The sequence below is a fragment of the Pseudazoarcus sp. NS34 genome, assembly GCF_059703725.1.
In genome coordinates this window covers 653,664-667,677 of record NZ_BAAKIZ010000001.1, presented here as the reverse complement: position 1 = coordinate 667,677, position 14,014 = coordinate 653,664, and the positions used below count along the sequence as shown (strand labels likewise).

At 66.0% G+C, this 14,014-nt stretch carries 13 protein-coding genes; 10 read left to right on the top strand and 3 right to left on the bottom strand.

Features of this window, described 5'->3' with window-relative positions:
- The first annotated feature begins 4 nt into the window (after window positions 1-4).
- The 10 genes from AC6H0N_RS03205 to arfB all read left to right on the top strand — a co-directional run bounded on the left by AC6H0N_RS03205 (window position 5) and on the right by arfB (window position 8,423).
- Complete coding sequence (locus AC6H0N_RS03205) at window positions 5-895, top strand: pirin family protein (RefSeq protein WP_497572609.1); 891 nt, start codon at window positions 5-7, stop codon at window positions 893-895.
- Window positions 896-983: 88 nt separating this feature from the next.
- A complete protein-coding gene (gene ycaC, locus AC6H0N_RS03200) occupies window positions 984-1,610 on the top strand; it encodes an isochorismate family cysteine hydrolase YcaC (RefSeq protein ID WP_497572608.1) in 627 nt (208 codons plus the stop codon).
- Between the two features lie 76 nt (window positions 1,611-1,686).
- Complete coding sequence (locus AC6H0N_RS03195; protein ID WP_497572607.1) at window positions 1,687-2,238, top strand: antibiotic biosynthesis monooxygenase; 552 nt, start codon at window positions 1,687-1,689, stop codon at window positions 2,236-2,238.
- 28 nt (window positions 2,239-2,266) lie between these two features.
- Complete coding sequence (locus AC6H0N_RS03190) at window positions 2,267-3,181, top strand: pirin family protein (protein WP_497572606.1); 915 nt, start codon at window positions 2,267-2,269, stop codon at window positions 3,179-3,181.
- A 73-nt stretch (window positions 3,182-3,254) separates the two neighbouring features.
- The gene (locus AC6H0N_RS03185) at window positions 3,255-4,151 is read left to right on the top strand and encodes a hypothetical protein (RefSeq protein WP_497572605.1); all 897 of its coding nucleotides are present in this window, start codon (window positions 3,255-3,257) and stop codon (window positions 4,149-4,151) included.
- A gap of 1 nt (window position 4,152) precedes the next feature.
- Entirely contained in the window at window positions 4,153-4,905 is a 753-nt protein-coding gene (locus tag AC6H0N_RS03180; RefSeq protein WP_497572604.1) for a hypothetical protein, read from the top strand.
- A gap of 284 nt (window positions 4,906-5,189) precedes the next feature.
- Window positions 5,190-6,875 carry a diguanylate cyclase gene (locus AC6H0N_RS03175; RefSeq protein ID WP_497572603.1) on the top strand — a complete coding sequence of 562 codons (1,686 nt, stop codon included), beginning with the start codon at window positions 5,190-5,192 and terminating at the stop codon, window positions 6,873-6,875.
- A 48-nt stretch (window positions 6,876-6,923) separates the two neighbouring features.
- Complete coding sequence (locus tag AC6H0N_RS03170; RefSeq protein WP_497572602.1) at window positions 6,924-7,775, top strand: putative RNA methyltransferase; 852 nt, start codon at window positions 6,924-6,926, stop codon at window positions 7,773-7,775.
- 13 nt (window positions 7,776-7,788) lie between these two features.
- Window positions 7,789-8,013, top strand: coding sequence for a VF530 family protein (locus AC6H0N_RS03165; protein WP_497572601.1), 225 nt, complete (start codon window positions 7,789-7,791; stop codon window positions 8,011-8,013).
- Window positions 8,010-8,423, top strand: coding sequence for an alternative ribosome rescue aminoacyl-tRNA hydrolase ArfB (arfB, locus tag AC6H0N_RS03160; protein ID WP_497572600.1), 414 nt, complete (start codon window positions 8,010-8,012; stop codon window positions 8,421-8,423). The genes AC6H0N_RS03165 and arfB overlap by 4 nt, the downstream gene beginning before the upstream one ends.
- 8 nt (window positions 8,424-8,431) lie before the next feature.
- Here the strand turns inward: arfB and AC6H0N_RS03155 are convergent, their stop codons facing one another.
- From AC6H0N_RS03155 to AC6H0N_RS03145, 3 genes are all read right to left on the bottom strand, one after another.
- Entirely contained in the window at window positions 8,432-10,726 is a 2,295-nt protein-coding gene (locus AC6H0N_RS03155; protein WP_497572599.1) for a TonB-dependent receptor, read from the bottom strand.
- Entirely contained in the window at window positions 10,723-12,822 is a 2,100-nt protein-coding gene (locus AC6H0N_RS03150; RefSeq protein ID WP_497572598.1) for a sensor histidine kinase, read from the bottom strand. The genes AC6H0N_RS03155 and AC6H0N_RS03150 overlap by 4 nt, the downstream gene beginning before the upstream one ends.
- A gap of 64 nt (window positions 12,823-12,886) precedes the next feature.
- A complete protein-coding gene (locus AC6H0N_RS03145; protein WP_497572597.1) occupies window positions 12,887-13,906 on the bottom strand; it encodes a LysR family transcriptional regulator in 1,020 nt (339 codons plus the stop codon).
- Window positions 13,907-14,014: the final 108 nt, after the last annotated feature.

The following is a 14,014-nucleotide window of genomic DNA, read 5'->3' as shown; positions in this document are numbered from 1 at the left end:
GAACATGAAGCGAGTCCAGGGCATTTTCAGCGCACCGCGTGGCCATTGGGTCGGCGATGGCTTCCCGGTCCGTTCGCTGTTCGAGTACCGCAGCCAGGGCAAGGCACTGAGCCCCTTCCTGCTGCTCGATCACGCCGGCCCGGCGCATTTCGACGCGACCAACGAGCAACTCGGCGTGGGTCAGCACCCGCACCGTGGTTTCGAGACCGTGACTATCGTGTATGCCGGCGAGGTGTCGCATCGCGATTCCACCGGCCAGGGCGGCCTGATCGGTCCGGGCGACGTGCAGTGGATGACGGCCGGCGCCGGCATCCTGCATGAAGAGTTCCACGGTGAAGGCTTTGCCCGCAAAGGCGGCGAGCTGGAGATGGCGCAACTGTGGGTGAACCTGCCGGCACGCGACAAGCTCACGTCGCCGGGCTACCAGGCCATCCGCTCGGCCGACATTCCGGTGGTGACGCTGCCTGATGGCGCTGGCACGGCCCGCATCATCGCTGGCGAACTCACCGGAAAACGCGGCCCGGCCAATACCTTCACGCCGATCAACGTGTGGGATCTGCGCCTGACGGCTGGCGGCGTGGCGGATCTGCCGCTGCCCGAGGGCTGGACCACCGGCATCGTGGTGTTGCGCGGCACGGTGCTGGTCAACGGCCACGCGGTGGCTCGCACCGATCAAGTGGTCGTGCTTGAGCGGGAGGGAGCAGGCGTAACACTTGAGGCCAACAATGATGCAGTCGTGTTGTTGCTGGCCGGTGAACCGATCGACGAGCCCATCGTCGGCTACGGCCCCTTTGTGATGAACAGCGAGGCTGAAATCAGGCAGGCCATCGAAGACTTCAACAGCGGCCGCTTTGGTGGCATTGCGCAAGCAGAAACCGCTGAGACAGTGAGTTGAACCCGACGCTCGGCCCGAACGGGTCGAGCGTCAAACCCAGCCGCGCTGGCGGCACCCCAACCCCAAGAGAGCAAACAAGGAGAACACCATGAACAAGCCCTACGTAAAACTCGACAAGAACAACGCCGCCGTACTGCTGGTGGACCACCAGGCCGGTCTGTTGTCACTGGTGCGCGACATCGACCCCGACCGCTTCAACAACAACGTGCTGGCACTGGCCGACGCGGCCAAGTACTTCAAGCTGCCGACCATTCTCACGACCAGCTTCGAAGACGGCCCCAACGGCCCGCTGATGCCGGAACTCAAAGAGATGTTCCCGGACGCCCCCTACATTGCCCGCCCCGGCCAGATCAACGCCTGGGACAACGAAGACTTCGTCAAAGCCGTGAAAGCCACCGGCAAGAAGCAGCTGATCATCGCCGGCGTCGTAACCGAGGTATGTGTGGCCTTTCCGGCGCTGTCCGCCATCGAGGAAGGCTTCGAGGTCTTCGTCGTCACCGACGCCTCCGGCACCTTCAACGAACTCACCCGCAACTCCGCGTGGGATCGCATGAGCGCTGCCGGCGTGCAGATGATGACGTGGTTCGGTCTGGCCTGCGAACTGCACCGCGACTGGCGCAATGACGTCGAGGGCCTGGGCACGCTGTTCGCCAACCACATCCCCGACTACAAGAACCTGATGACCAGCTACTTCACGCTCAAGGGCGGCAAGTAAGCTGCAGCAGGCACGGTCGGCGGGATGTTCCGCCGCCCGTGCCAGAATGCGTCGTACCTTTCAGGAGCGTGTCTGCATGAGCACCCCCGCCGATCCCGCCGCCGACGAAACCGTCACCGGCATCATCGTGCATCACCCGCGCGCCGACGCCCGCGACGAGTACGAGCAATGGCTCACCGATATCCGCGAGACCTGCAAGCAGTTTCCCGGCTATCTGTCGACAGACGTGATCCGCCCCGTCGGAAACGTGCCGAACTACACCGTGATCATCCGGTTCGCCGGCGTGAACGCGCTGCGGGCCTGGATGGAGTCGCCCGAGCGGCGTGAGCACCTGCAGCATATTGAGCACGCGTTGGAGCGGGCTGATCGCTACGAAATCCGCAGCGGCCTGGATTTCTGGTTTGCGCCGCCGGCGGTGAAGCCGCCGAAGCGCTGGAAGCAGTATCTGCTGACCCTGTCGGCGATCTTTCCGCTCACCGTCATCGTGCCCTGGGCGCTCGGCCCGCTGATCGCCGGCGTGCCGTTGCTGGCGGCCAAGGCGCTGGTCGCCGTCGTTATCGTGGCGCTGATGGTGTACGCCATCATGCCGCACTACACACGCCTCGTATCCCGATGGCTATACCGTTGAATTCTTGCCCGCTGGAAGGAGCATGCCCATGAGCAACATCACCCAGGAACTGCACGACGATTGCCCCTGCGTCACCGGCTGTGGCGCCATTCAACTCGTGCTCAAGCCGCGCGAGAAGGATCTTGGCGGCTTTTCGGTGCGTCGTCTTCTGCCGACCGCACGCCACAAGATGGTCGGCCCGTGGATCTTCTTCGACCACATGGGTCCGGCCGATTTTCCGGCCGGCGAGGGCATCAACGTGCGCCCGCATCCGCACATCAACCTCGCCACCGTCACCTATCTGTTCGAAGGCGAAATCCTGCACCGCGATTCGCTTGGCAGCCTGCAGGCCATCCGCCCCGGTGACATTAACCTGATGGTGGCTGGCCGCGGCATCGTGCATTCCGAGCGCGAGCGCCCGGAAGTCACCGCTGAGCCACATCGCCTGCACGGCCTGCAGCTGTGGTTTGCGCTGCCCGAGGCCGACGAGGAAGTCGAGCCGGCCTTCCTGCACTACCCGTCAGCTGACATTCCGCGGGTCGACGTCGACGGCGTGTCCGCGCGCGTGATGATGGGGACGGCGTATGGCGTGACGTCGCCGGTGCGCACCTACGCCGGCGCGCTGTATGTTGAGGCTCACCTCAAACCCGGCCAGAAGCTGGTGTTGCCGCAGGCCACCGAGCGCGCCTTGTATGTGGCCCACGGCGAGCTCAAGGCGCGCGACATGGCGTTGCCCGAGCACTCGATGGCGATTCTCGACAACACGCCGGGCGTCGAGGTGGAGGCCGTTGCCGAGTCGCGCATCGCGCTCATCGGCGGCGACCCGGTCGGGCAACGCTTCATCGACTGGAACTTCGTCTCCAGCAGCAAGGCGCGTATCGAGCAGGCGCGCGCCGACTGGAAGGCCGGGCGATTCCCGAGCGTGCACGGCGATACCGAGGAGTTCATCCCTCTGCCGGACTGAGGTTTTTGCGACGGGCGCCCCAGCGGTTATGCTGTTGGGGCTAAAAGGGCGCCTTCGCGTCGGGCGGGAATGGATGTCGAACTGGTTGTCTTCCTTGCTGGCCGCGCGCGGCGGGCGTTCGTCGATGCTTGATCTGTATGTCGATTCGCGTCCGCATTTCCTGCAATCGAAGGGCTACATCCTGCGCCATGCCTTGAGCCGGCTGAACTCATCAGGCCTGCCGCATCGCGTGCTCGACGTTCTCGATCCCCGCTCGCTGGGGCGGGCGGCGGTGCTGCACGTGGACCTCACCGATGTGCCCACGCCGTTTGACCGGGTGCATCAGTTCTACGACCGTTGCCTCAACGGCCGGGCCTTGTCGATCGACCGGCGAACCTATTCGCCGGCGGTGCTCACACGCGAAGACCACTATCGTGGTCCGGTCATCGTCAAGAGCGTGTTCAACCACCGCGGTTTGCCCGAACTGCGTTTTGCGATGCGTCGCGGCTTTCTGCGCAGCGGTTCGTCCTCGGCTCGCAGGCGTCTGCGCGAGCAACTGTGTCCACCCTACGGACTGTACGAGTCTGCCGAGCAAGTGCCGACTGCGGCGTGGGCCGATCCGGCACTGCTCGTCGAGCGCTTCTTGCCTGCGCGACTGCAGACGCCGGTGGTGAAACATCGCTATGACTTCATGCTCGATGCCGAACTCCACACTTGTGCCAGCTTCGACTCGCTGCTGTGCACGCCGGAGAGCATGACCCGCGTCGAGTTCCTGGACTCGGCACCGGACGTGGTGCGCGCGCTGCGCGAGAGGCTTCATCTGGACTTCGGCTCCATCGACTATTTCATGGTGGATGGCCAGGCTTGGCCGATCGATGCCAACAAGACCACCACCTTCACCCGCGATTGGGCCGATCAACAGCCCGAGATCGCTCGCTATCTTGATGCGGTGTCCGACCGGCTCGAGCGGTTTGCGAGAGGGAACGACTGACGTGAACGATGTTATGCACCCGCGCCGCGCACGACAGACCTTCGGCGACGACTTCGTGTTCGAGTTGAGTGCCCGTCGCGGAAGCGGGCAACTTGCCGCCTTCGCTCACCGCAGTGCCTGGCTGATGATCAGCGTCAAGAATCCGGCGTTTTCCAACCGGCTGGTGGACGGTTTCTGTCGGCTTGTAGGTGAAGTTGGCTTTCCTTCAGCCTGCGTGACCATCGTCGACACGCCTTACATCGCCAATATTCGCGCCAACCAGCACGATGAGACACGCGCGGCGGCCGAAGTCGACAAACTACGGCGCATCACAGCGGAACAACTTGCCCGCTGCGAACGGGTTCTGCGCCGCTACCCCGCGTCCGGCATCTCGCTGCGCCCGTGGGCTGAGCTGGAGCCGAGCATCCCGCAGTGGATGAATGACGAAGTGCACGATGCATTCCATTCCGAGACCCGCTTTCGCGCCGACGTACTTGAGCGCACCCGGGCAGCGGTGCCGGCGGAGGTCCCCGACGAGCGACTGCCGCAGTTCGCGCAGTTCCTGGTGCATGAACTGCCGGTGCTGGCGGGCCTTTATTACCTCGATCGCAACAGCATCGTGGATGTCTATCCCGGTGAGAACCCGGATCTCGTCTGGAACATCGAGCACGGACACTACGCACGGGAACTGCCCGGCATCACTGCGCTTGCACAGGCATCCGAGGGGCTGGCCTACGTCGATTTCCGCGAACGGGCAAAGGTGGACCTTCCTTGACGCGGCCCAAATCTCAGGCCTTCCTGCTGTGCAGCCGACCCGCTGCCTCTGCGGGGCACGTGCGAAGGTGATGTGCCGGCGAAACCGCCGGCATCGCCGGCACCATATGCTCCAACACGCCCAACCTCACGTCTGGCTCAATAATCAACGTCGATCGGCGGCCAAGTGAAGAGCACAAGCGGATCCCGCCGCGTGGCCCTGCAACACGGGCTATCAGTTTTGTCCTACGCGTGACGGGGTTCTGGCGTTACCCTTTTGGCAATTCCCTGCCTGTCTCGGTCTTCATGCGCCCACTCCTCGGCTCCTTGCGTTTCCGCCTCACGCTGTTTTTCGGTGCGCTGGTGCCCACCCTGGCGCTGGGGGTCAGTCTGCTGGTCGGGCATCTTGCATCCGGCTACATGACCCGAACCAGCGGCGACGGGCTGCAGACGGTTGCCCGCTCCATCTCCCGCACCATCAGCAGCAGCCTTAACGAACGAACCCGCGAGATCGAATTGCTGGCCGGCTCGCCGTTGCTGGTCAGCGGCGACTGGCAGGACCCGTCGCTGCGCGAAGCGATGGATGACATCACGCGCACCTATCGGCCCTATGCCTGGCTGGGGCTGGCCGATGTCGAGGGTAAGGTGGTGGCGGCGGCCGAAGGCATGCTCGAGGGCGGTGATGTGTCGAAGCGCCCGTGGTTCATCACCGGACGCGAGCGGGTGTTCATCGGCGACGTGCATGAAGCCTTGCTGCTTGCGAGCCTGCTCGACAACGACAGCAGTGAGCCCCTGCGCTTTGTCGATTTCGCCGCACCCGTGCGCGACCGGCAGGGGCAGTTGCGCGGCGTGGTCGCAACCCACCTGCACTGGAGCTGGATCAACGGGGTGGTTGCCGCGGCGCTGCCTCAGGCGGCGGAACGGAGCGGCGTGCAGGTCTTCGTGCGCGACGCTCAGGGCAATGTGCTGTATCCCTTCAATCGTGCCGGCGAACTCCTGATCTCGGCCGACCTGCTGCCGGAGAGCGGCAGCGGGCTGGTGCGTTGGCCCGACGAGGTCTTGTGGCTGACTACCGCGGCGCCGGTGGCCGCGCCGACGGAGGGCGATCTGGAGTGGCAGGTGGTGCTGCGCCAGCCGGTCGAAACCGCGCTGGCCGAAGTGGCCGAGTTGCAGCACATCCTGCTGTGGTTGGCGGTGCCGGTCACCCTGCTGAGCATGCTGCTGGCGTGGCTGCTGGCCGGCAGCTTCAGTCGGCCGATCGAGGAACTTGCAGCGGTGGCGCGGCGCATTGACGACGGCGACGAGACGGCCGACTTTCCCGAGCGCAGCGACATCGACGAAGTGCGTCTGCTGACCGCCTCGCTGCGCGGCATGACGGCGACCCTGATGCGCCGACGTGCGGAACTGATGACGACCAATCTGTGGCTGGAGCAAAAGGTCGAAACCCGCACCGTGGAACTGCAGGACGCCAACCGCCGACTCGAAATGCTGTCCGCCACCGACCCGCTGACGGGCCTGGCCAACCGCCGCCGCTTCGATGAGGTGCTCGAACATGAATGGGCGCGCGCCTGCCGGATCGGCGCGCCGCTGGCCGTCATGCTGCTCGATATCGATTTCTTCAAGCAGTACAACGACACGCTTGGCCATCAGGCGGGCGATGATTGCCTGAGGGAAGTGGCCTCCATCCTCGCGGCCAAGGTGCGTCGCGCCGGCGAACTGGTGGCGCGCTACGGCGGTGAGGAATTCATCGTCATTGCCGCCGGCGCCGACCGTGAGCGCGCCAACGAACTGGCCGAATCGATTCGCGCTGCCATCGAAGAGGCGGCGATGGCGCACGCGGGCAGCGCCGCAGGCGTCGTCACCGTCAGCATCGGCATTGCGGCAGATGTTCCGCAGCGCGATGCGCGCGCCGAGGATTTCGTGGCGCAGGCTGATGCGGCGCTCTACCGCGCCAAGCAGGGCGGCCGCAACCGCATCGAATGCGCCGCCTGAAGATCTGCCGCTGGCACAATGGCGGGCCGCGTCCGCAGTGAACACCCGATGTCCGGCATTCACCCGTTTCCGTTTCTTGCCTGCCCGCTCGACGGCGCTGCGCTGCAGCGCGACGGCGGCGCCTGGCGCTGTCCGTCGGGTCACAGCTTCGACATCGCGGCACACGGCTACACGCATCTGCTGCCGGTGCAGAACAAGCGCTCGCGCGATCCCGGCGACAGCAAGGAAATGGTCGCGGCGCGCCGGCGCTTTCTGGAATCGGGTGCCTACGCGCCGATTGCCGATGTCGTAAATCGCGCCGTTCTGGCCGATGCGCCGCGCGGCGACACCGTGCATTGCCTCGATGCTGGCTGCGGAGAGGGCTATTACCTGCGCAGTCTGTCGGCCGCAGCTACAGGCCACACGCTGTCGCTGCTTGGCCTCGATATCTCCAAATGGGCGGTCCAGGCGGCGGCGAAGCGTGACAAGCAGACCGCCTGGGTGGTCGGCAGCAACGCCCGCCTGCCGGTGCTTTCGGGCACGCTGGATCGCGTGCTGTGCATGTTCGGTTTCCCGGTTTACGCCGAGTTTTCGCGCGTGCTCAAAGCCGGTGGCGAGTTGCTGCAGGTCGATGCCGGGCCGGATCACCTGCGCGAACTGCGCGAAATCATCTACCCCGTACTCAAGCCCGAGCGCGCGGACGAAGCGGTGGTGCCGGCCGGCTTCAGCCACATCGAAACCCGCTCCGTGGGTTTAACACTGGCGCTCGAAGGCGCCGAGCGCATTGCCGATCTGCTGGCCATGACCCCGCATCTTTACCGCGCCAATGCCGAAGGCCGTGCCCGCGCCGCAGCGCTGACCTCCATCACGCTGACCGTCGATGTGCGCATTGCGCGCTTCGCGCGCAGCGCCGCCACATGAGACAGTGCACGCCATGACGACCCAGCCCAACAACCCGCTCCACGGACTTACGCTGGAGACAATCCTGACCGAGCTCGTCGCCCGCTACGGCTGGGACGGGCTCGCCCAGCGCATTGCCGTGCGCTGTTTCATGAACGAGCCGAGCATCGCCTCCAGCCTCAAGTTCCTGCGCCGCACGCCGTGGGCGCGCGAGCAGGTCGAGGCGCTCTATGTGGCTGGCCTGAACGCGCGCAAATGAGCCGCGAGATCCCCTTTTCCGTGCCGCTCGAAGAAGTCGAGATCACCGCCATCCGTGCGCAGGGGGCAGGCGGGCAGAACGTGAACAAGGTGTCGAACGCGGTGCATCTGCGCTTCGACATCCGCGCCTCGTCGCTGCCCGAAGAGCTGCGCGAGCGCCTGCTGGCGCACGACGACCGGCGCATCACGCGCGAAGGCGTGGTGGTCATCAAGGCGCAGAAATTCCGCAGCCTCGAAAAGAACCGCGCCGAAGCCCTGCGCCGCCTCGAAGACCTCATCCGCGCAGCGGGCCATGTGCCGCGAACGCGCGTGGCAACCCGCCCGACGCGCGCCTCGGTGAAACGCCGACTGGAATCAAAAACCCGCCGTGCCGGCATCAAGGCCGGGCGGCGGGCGCGTGGCGACGACTAGCTGGCGGCTTACATGCGCAGGGTCAGGCTCAGGCCGAGCATGCGCGGCTCACCGATCATTACGCCGTAGTCCCCGCCGCCGTTGAGCGCGTAGGTGGCGACGGTGTGCCGGTGGTCGGTGAGGTTGCGTACCCACAGGGTCAGATCCCAGTGGCGGTCGCGCAGCCCGATGTGGGCGTCGACCAGGCCACGCGCATCGACGTAGCTGCCATCGCCTCGCTCGGTCGTGCCGTAATAGCCGCTGCGCCAGTGGTAGTTCAAGCCGGCGTGGAAGGTCTGCCCGTTGCCCAGAGGGTGTTCATGGCTCAGCTTGGCGAAGGCTGTCCAGCGCGGTGCCTGGGCCATCTGCTTGCCACTGAAATCGCAGTACAGCGTGCCCGAGCCGGGCGGGCAGGGCGCGTCATCGAAGTCGACGTAGCGCGCGTCGTTGTAAGCCGCGCCAAGCGCCAGACGCAGGCTTTGCGAGAGGTCGAAAGCCGACTCCACTTCCACGCCGCGCGAGCGCACATGTTCGACGTTGATGAGATTGTTCATCAGCGGAATCAGCGGCGACGACTCCGGGTTGTAGGACAGCGTCTGATAGTCGCGAATGTCGGTCTGGAACAGCGTCATGCGCAGGTGGCCCTGACGCCGCAGCGCGAGCGTGATGCTGGCCTCCAGACTCAGACTGCGTTCGGCGTCGAAGGTCGGGGAGACGGGGCCGCTGACCGGCTCCGAGTTGATGCCGCCGGGCTTGTAGCCGGTGGATGCGCCGAAATCCAATTGCACGCCGTGCCGCGGACGGAAGCTCGCGCGCAGCGCGCCGTCCAGGCTGTTGTCGCGTTGCCCGGAGCGCCCGGCGGTTTCGGCGCCGAGCAGCATGCCGCGCAGCTGCTCGGCCAGCGTGACCAGCGACGGCACCGGCGGGACGGGCTGTAGCCCGCTGATCTGCCGAGCGCGCGTGGCGCTCTTGTGGTCGCGGCTGTAACGCAGGGTGCCGGTCACGTCGAGGTCGTCGCGCGGCGCCCAGTCGAGCTGGCCGAACAGAGAGCGGGTTGTGGCGGTCTGCCGGCCCGGCGAGCTCACCGTGGCGCCGTCGAGAATGTTGGCCAGCACGTCGGGCGGAATCGGCGGCAGCGCGACGCCGACCGTAAACCAGCGCGCGGCGTCCGGGCCGTAGGTCAGGCGGCCATTGCGCGTGCGGGATTCGCGCAGGTAGTAGGCGCCAACGCGGTAGTTCAGCGTCGGCGCCAGTTCGCCCTCCAGACGCAGTTCCTGGCTCCACTGCTCGTGGTCGATGTTCCAGGTGCCGACTGGCGCGATCGCCAGATCGATGCTGTCGAGGTCGTAGCGTGTGCCGTAACGCCAGTTGCGCCAGCCGGTGATGCTAACCAGACGCTGGCCCCCGGGCAGGTCGAATTCCAGCTGCAGGGTGGCAGCGTCCTGATCCATCTGAGCGCGGTTGCTGCCGTCTTGCGCGACCGTGCGCTGGCGCGGATCGGCCGGCGGCAGCGTGTGGCCGAGCGCGGCGGCGCGCGCCAGCGTGGCGGGGCTGTAGCGCGTGGCGATATAGGCGCAGCAGTTCTCGTCGAGCCGGTTGCGCTCGAGCGTCAGCCGCGCACGCACGGGCGCATCGGGCTGCCACAGCAACTGCCCGCGCAGGCCATTGTGGCTTTCGTTGTTGATGTCCTGACCCGAGGCGCGGTTGTGCACCAGGCCCGAGCGGTGCTGTGTGTAGGCCGAGAAGCGCCCGGCGAGCACGCCGTCGATCAACGTGCCGCCGACCACCGTCTCGTAGCTCTCGAAGCCGTGTGTGCCGCGCTGCATGCGCAGTTCGGCTTCGTCATGCCACTGCGGTGCGCGCGTGCGCAGGTGCACGGCGCCGGCGCTGGTCGCCGGGCCGGGGCCGGCCAGTGACGGGGTGCGCTGGATGTCGACGGATTCGATGTCGTACAGCCGCTTCGGGAACATGCCCTGGCGGCCCAGCACAACGCCGTCCATCGTCACGCCGACGCTGCCCGACAGGCCGTCGTTGTACGACGTGGTGCCGAGACCGCGAACGAATACGCCGGTGTTGCGGTTGTCGGGGCGTGTGAGCTGCAGCGATACCGTGTGCGCAGACAGGTCCGCCGCAGAGGGCGCGGGCGAGTCGGCAAACGCTTCGCCGTCGATGCGCGTGGTCGATGGCGCGTCGCTGCTCCGGTCTGCGGTCGGCTGGACGGTAACGGCCGGCAAGGTCGTTTCGACGACGGCGTCTGCGGCGCTCGCGAGCCCGCAGCCCATCAGGCCCATCGCAAGCGCAGCACGGTGCACAGCCGGTTTCATGTAGCGCCTCCGCCGGTATCGGGTGCCGCATCGCGCGGCAGGTACAGCAGAAAGGTCGAGCCGCCGCCTTCGCGCGGAGGCGCCAGCTCTACGTCGCCACCATGCCGGCGCGCGATCTCGCGGGTCAGGTACAGCCCCAGCCCGGTGCCATCCGGCTGCCGCTCGGCATCGACGCGGAAATAGCGATCAAACAGCAACTCGCGCGCGTCGTCGGGAATGCCGGCGCCGCGGTCGCTGACCTCGATGATCACCTCGTCGGCCGACGTGTACAGGTGAAGGTCGACGGGCTGGTCGGACGGCGAGTACTTGAGCGCGTTGCCGACCAGGTTCGACACCGCGATGTCGATCAGCTCCGGGTCCACGGTGACGAGCACCGCTTCGTCCGGCACGTGCACGCGCACGCGCAGCGCGGCCTCACCGGTGGCCATGCGGTTGTTCAACGTGGCGCGCAGGTCATGCGCGCGCAGATACAGCCGCGACGGCGCCGACAGGCGGTCGCGCGTGAGCATGTTGTGCGCCAGGCTGCTCAGCCGCGAAACGCTGTGGCGGATGCGCTCGATACGCTTGGTGAACAGCGGCGGTACTTCGCGCAAACCGCTGGCCAGCGATTGTGCCGCGGTGTCGATAACGGCCAGTGGCGTGCGCAGCTCGTGCGACAGCATCGCCAGCAGCTGGCGCTCGCGGTGTGCGGTGCGGCGCTCGCCCTCCAGCGTTTCACGCACGCGCAGTTGCGCCGCGGTGCGCTCGTCGATCTCGTGCATCAACTGCAGGTTGGCGGTGCGCAGTTCGAGCGTGCGGTCTTCGATGCGCTGCTGCAGTTCACGCTCGTGAGCCTGCGCCGCGCGCAGTGCGGCGGCTTGGGCGCGGTGGCGCAGACGCTCGTTGCGTCGCGCGCGGCGGGCCAGACCGAGGTTGAGCAGAATCAGATGCGCCAGCGCACCCAGATGCGGCAACTGGTCGGAAATCACCGGTGAGAACGCCTGCATGCGTTGGGCCAAAGAATTGGCTAGCAATCCGAGCAGCAGCGGCAGCAACGCCAGGGCATAAATGCGCACGCTGCGGTGGCGCAACAGCGCATGCAGTGTCATCACGCTGCCCAGAACGATGCACACCAGCGACATGCGCAACATCGTGCGATACGGCGAAAAGCCCAGCTCGATATGCATCACTGCGAGCACACCAAGCACGGCGAAGGCCGCGATGGCCAGTTGCCCTACCCGGTACAGCAGCGGGTAATAGAGGCGCATGCGGAAGGCATCGAGCAGAAACAGTGTCAGCAGCGCGCCGCTGGCGGCAAAGCTGCCCGCGGAGAGGGATTCGTGCAGCCACGCGGGCATGCCCGAGAGCCATTGCGGCAGATAGCCTCCGACAGTGGAGCTGTAGGCGGCAATGGCCAGAATCGCGCAGGCATAACGCAGGTGAAGGCGGTCTTGCTGATGCAGCCAGAACAGCAGGTTGACCGTGGCGGCCAGAAACAGCATGCCGAGATACAGCCCGAACAGCGCGTAATCGCGGGCCACAAAGCGTGACCATTCGGTGACGTCGAGCAAAGTGATTTCCGGCGTCAGCGTGCGCACGCTGTGCAGTTCGAGGAACCACGGTGCGCCGGGATTCTGCGTCGGCGACAGCACAAAGGCCGCTGAGCGGTAATCCACAGCGCCTTCTGCGGCGGCGCCGTAGCGCAGACGGGTGTGTGCCTCGAAGCCTTGCGCGGTGGGTGTGTAGAGCGTGATCTGTGGCAGGTAGGTCGGGAGGATGGCGAGCACGTGATCGCGTTCGCCTTCTGGCAGGCAGACACGCAACCACAGCGGGTCGTCGGCGGAGATCCGTGGGCGGTGGCCGGCCAGAGGTTCGAACGCCTCAGGCGGCATCGCTGCGACTTCTTCGATGGAGTGCACGGCAGCGGCGTTCTGCAGCACGAACACCCCGGCCGGCAGTCTGCCGTCGGCGCCCACGCTGCCGGGGCAGGAGGGGGCGGCGCTGGCGGCGGTCATCGCCAGCATCAGCACGAGCGCCAGCAGCGTCGCGATGACGCCGGACCGGACTCCGCTCCGAGTCGGCTTCTTGCAAACCTTGGTTACCGCCGCTTCTGCCATGCCCGGCCTTGCGCGCTGTCCGATCAAGCCGGAATGGTACTGCACCGAAGTCGGCAGCTTCCTCTCAGAGCAGGCTCTCGGCGGTGTTCTGCTGATCAACGAAGTCGCGCACGGTGAAGCCGCCCACCGCTGTCTTGTCGCCAGCGAAGCGGCATTCGCCGCGGTCCAGCGTCGGACTGTTGTTCATCAACGGGCAACTGCTGAACAGTTCGCTGACCCAATCCACGAACGCGCGCACCTTCGGCGACAGATGGCGGTTTTGCAGATAGACGACCGACATCGGCATCGCAACGGGCTTCCACTGCGAAATCACCTCCACCAGCGTGCCCGCCTGAAGGTGCTCCTGCACCATGAAGCCCGGCGCCTGCAGCATGCCGAAGCCCTGCAGGCCGCAGGCGAGATAGGCATCGCTGTCGTTCACCGCCACGGCACCGTTCACCTTCACCGCCACGGCCTTGCCGTCGATGACGAAATCCCAGTCGAAGACCTGGCCGGTGCGCGATGCGAAGTAGTGCACCGCCTTGTGGTTGGCAAGTTCCTCGATGGTTTTGGGTTCGCCATAGGTTTCGAGGTAGCGCGGCGCGGCGCAGGTAATGAACTGCAGCATGCCGATGCGTCGAGCCACCATGTTCGGGTCTTTCAGCTCGCCAATGCGGATCACGCAGTCCACCGCCTCCTGCACCATGTCGACGGGCCGGTCGGTCATGCCGATCACCAGGTCGATATCCGGATAACGCGTGTGGAAATCGCACAACATCGGCATCAGGATCAGCCGGCCAACCGAGGTCGGGACGTCGATGCGCAGCCGGCCCGATGGCCCGCGCGCGCTTTCCGAGAAGGTTGCCTCGGCTTCCTCCACGTCCGCCAGGATGCGCAGGCAGCGTTCGTAATAGGCCGCGCCGTCCGGCGTCAGGCTGATCTTTCGCGTCGTGCGGTTGAGCAGGCGCACCTTCAGCCGGCGCTCCAGCGCCTGAATGGTCGTCGTGACGGTGGCGCGCGGCATGCCCAGGCTGTCGGCGGCCTGCGTGAAGCTGTTCACCTCGACCACCCGCGTGAATACCTGCATGGCCTGGAATCGATCCATGGCTGAACTCCGGAGATTGTTCGTTCTGAGCAAACAGACCGTTCAGTTCGGCCGCGTTCGTTCGTGAATCGCAAATATACGCCGATCAAAGTCCGGCGGGCAGAGCTG

Excerpts from the sequence above, each read along its gene's own strand:
- AC6H0N_RS03205 (WP_497572609.1), top strand. The coding sequence starts at position 5 with ATGAAGCGAGTCCAGGGCATTTTCAGCGCACCGCGTGGCCATTGGGTC.
- ycaC (WP_497572608.1), top strand. The coding sequence starts at position 984 with ATGAACAAGCCCTACGTAAAACTCGACAAGAACAACGCCGCCGTACTG.
- AC6H0N_RS03155 (WP_497572599.1), bottom strand. The coding sequence starts at position 10,726 with ATGAAACCGGCTGTGCACCGTGCTGCGCTTGCGATGGGCCTGATGGGC.
- AC6H0N_RS03195 (WP_497572607.1), top strand. The coding sequence starts at position 1,687 with ATGAGCACCCCCGCCGATCCCGCCGCCGACGAAACCGTCACCGGCATC.
- arfB (WP_497572600.1), top strand. The coding sequence starts at position 8,010 with ATGAGCCGCGAGATCCCCTTTTCCGTGCCGCTCGAAGAAGTCGAGATC.
- AC6H0N_RS03170 (WP_497572602.1), top strand. The coding sequence starts at position 6,924 with ATGTCCGGCATTCACCCGTTTCCGTTTCTTGCCTGCCCGCTCGACGGC.
- AC6H0N_RS03175 (WP_497572603.1), top strand. The coding sequence starts at position 5,190 with ATGCGCCCACTCCTCGGCTCCTTGCGTTTCCGCCTCACGCTGTTTTTC.
- AC6H0N_RS03145 (WP_497572597.1), bottom strand. The coding sequence starts at position 13,906 with ATGGATCGATTCCAGGCCATGCAGGTATTCACGCGGGTGGTCGAGGTG.
- AC6H0N_RS03165 (WP_497572601.1), top strand. The coding sequence starts at position 7,789 with ATGACGACCCAGCCCAACAACCCGCTCCACGGACTTACGCTGGAGACA.
- AC6H0N_RS03185 (WP_497572605.1), top strand. The coding sequence starts at position 3,255 with ATGTCGAACTGGTTGTCTTCCTTGCTGGCCGCGCGCGGCGGGCGTTCG.
- AC6H0N_RS03190 (WP_497572606.1), top strand. The coding sequence starts at position 2,267 with ATGAGCAACATCACCCAGGAACTGCACGACGATTGCCCCTGCGTCACC.
- AC6H0N_RS03150 (WP_497572598.1), bottom strand. The coding sequence starts at position 12,822 with ATGGCAGAAGCGGCGGTAACCAAGGTTTGCAAGAAGCCGACTCGGAGC.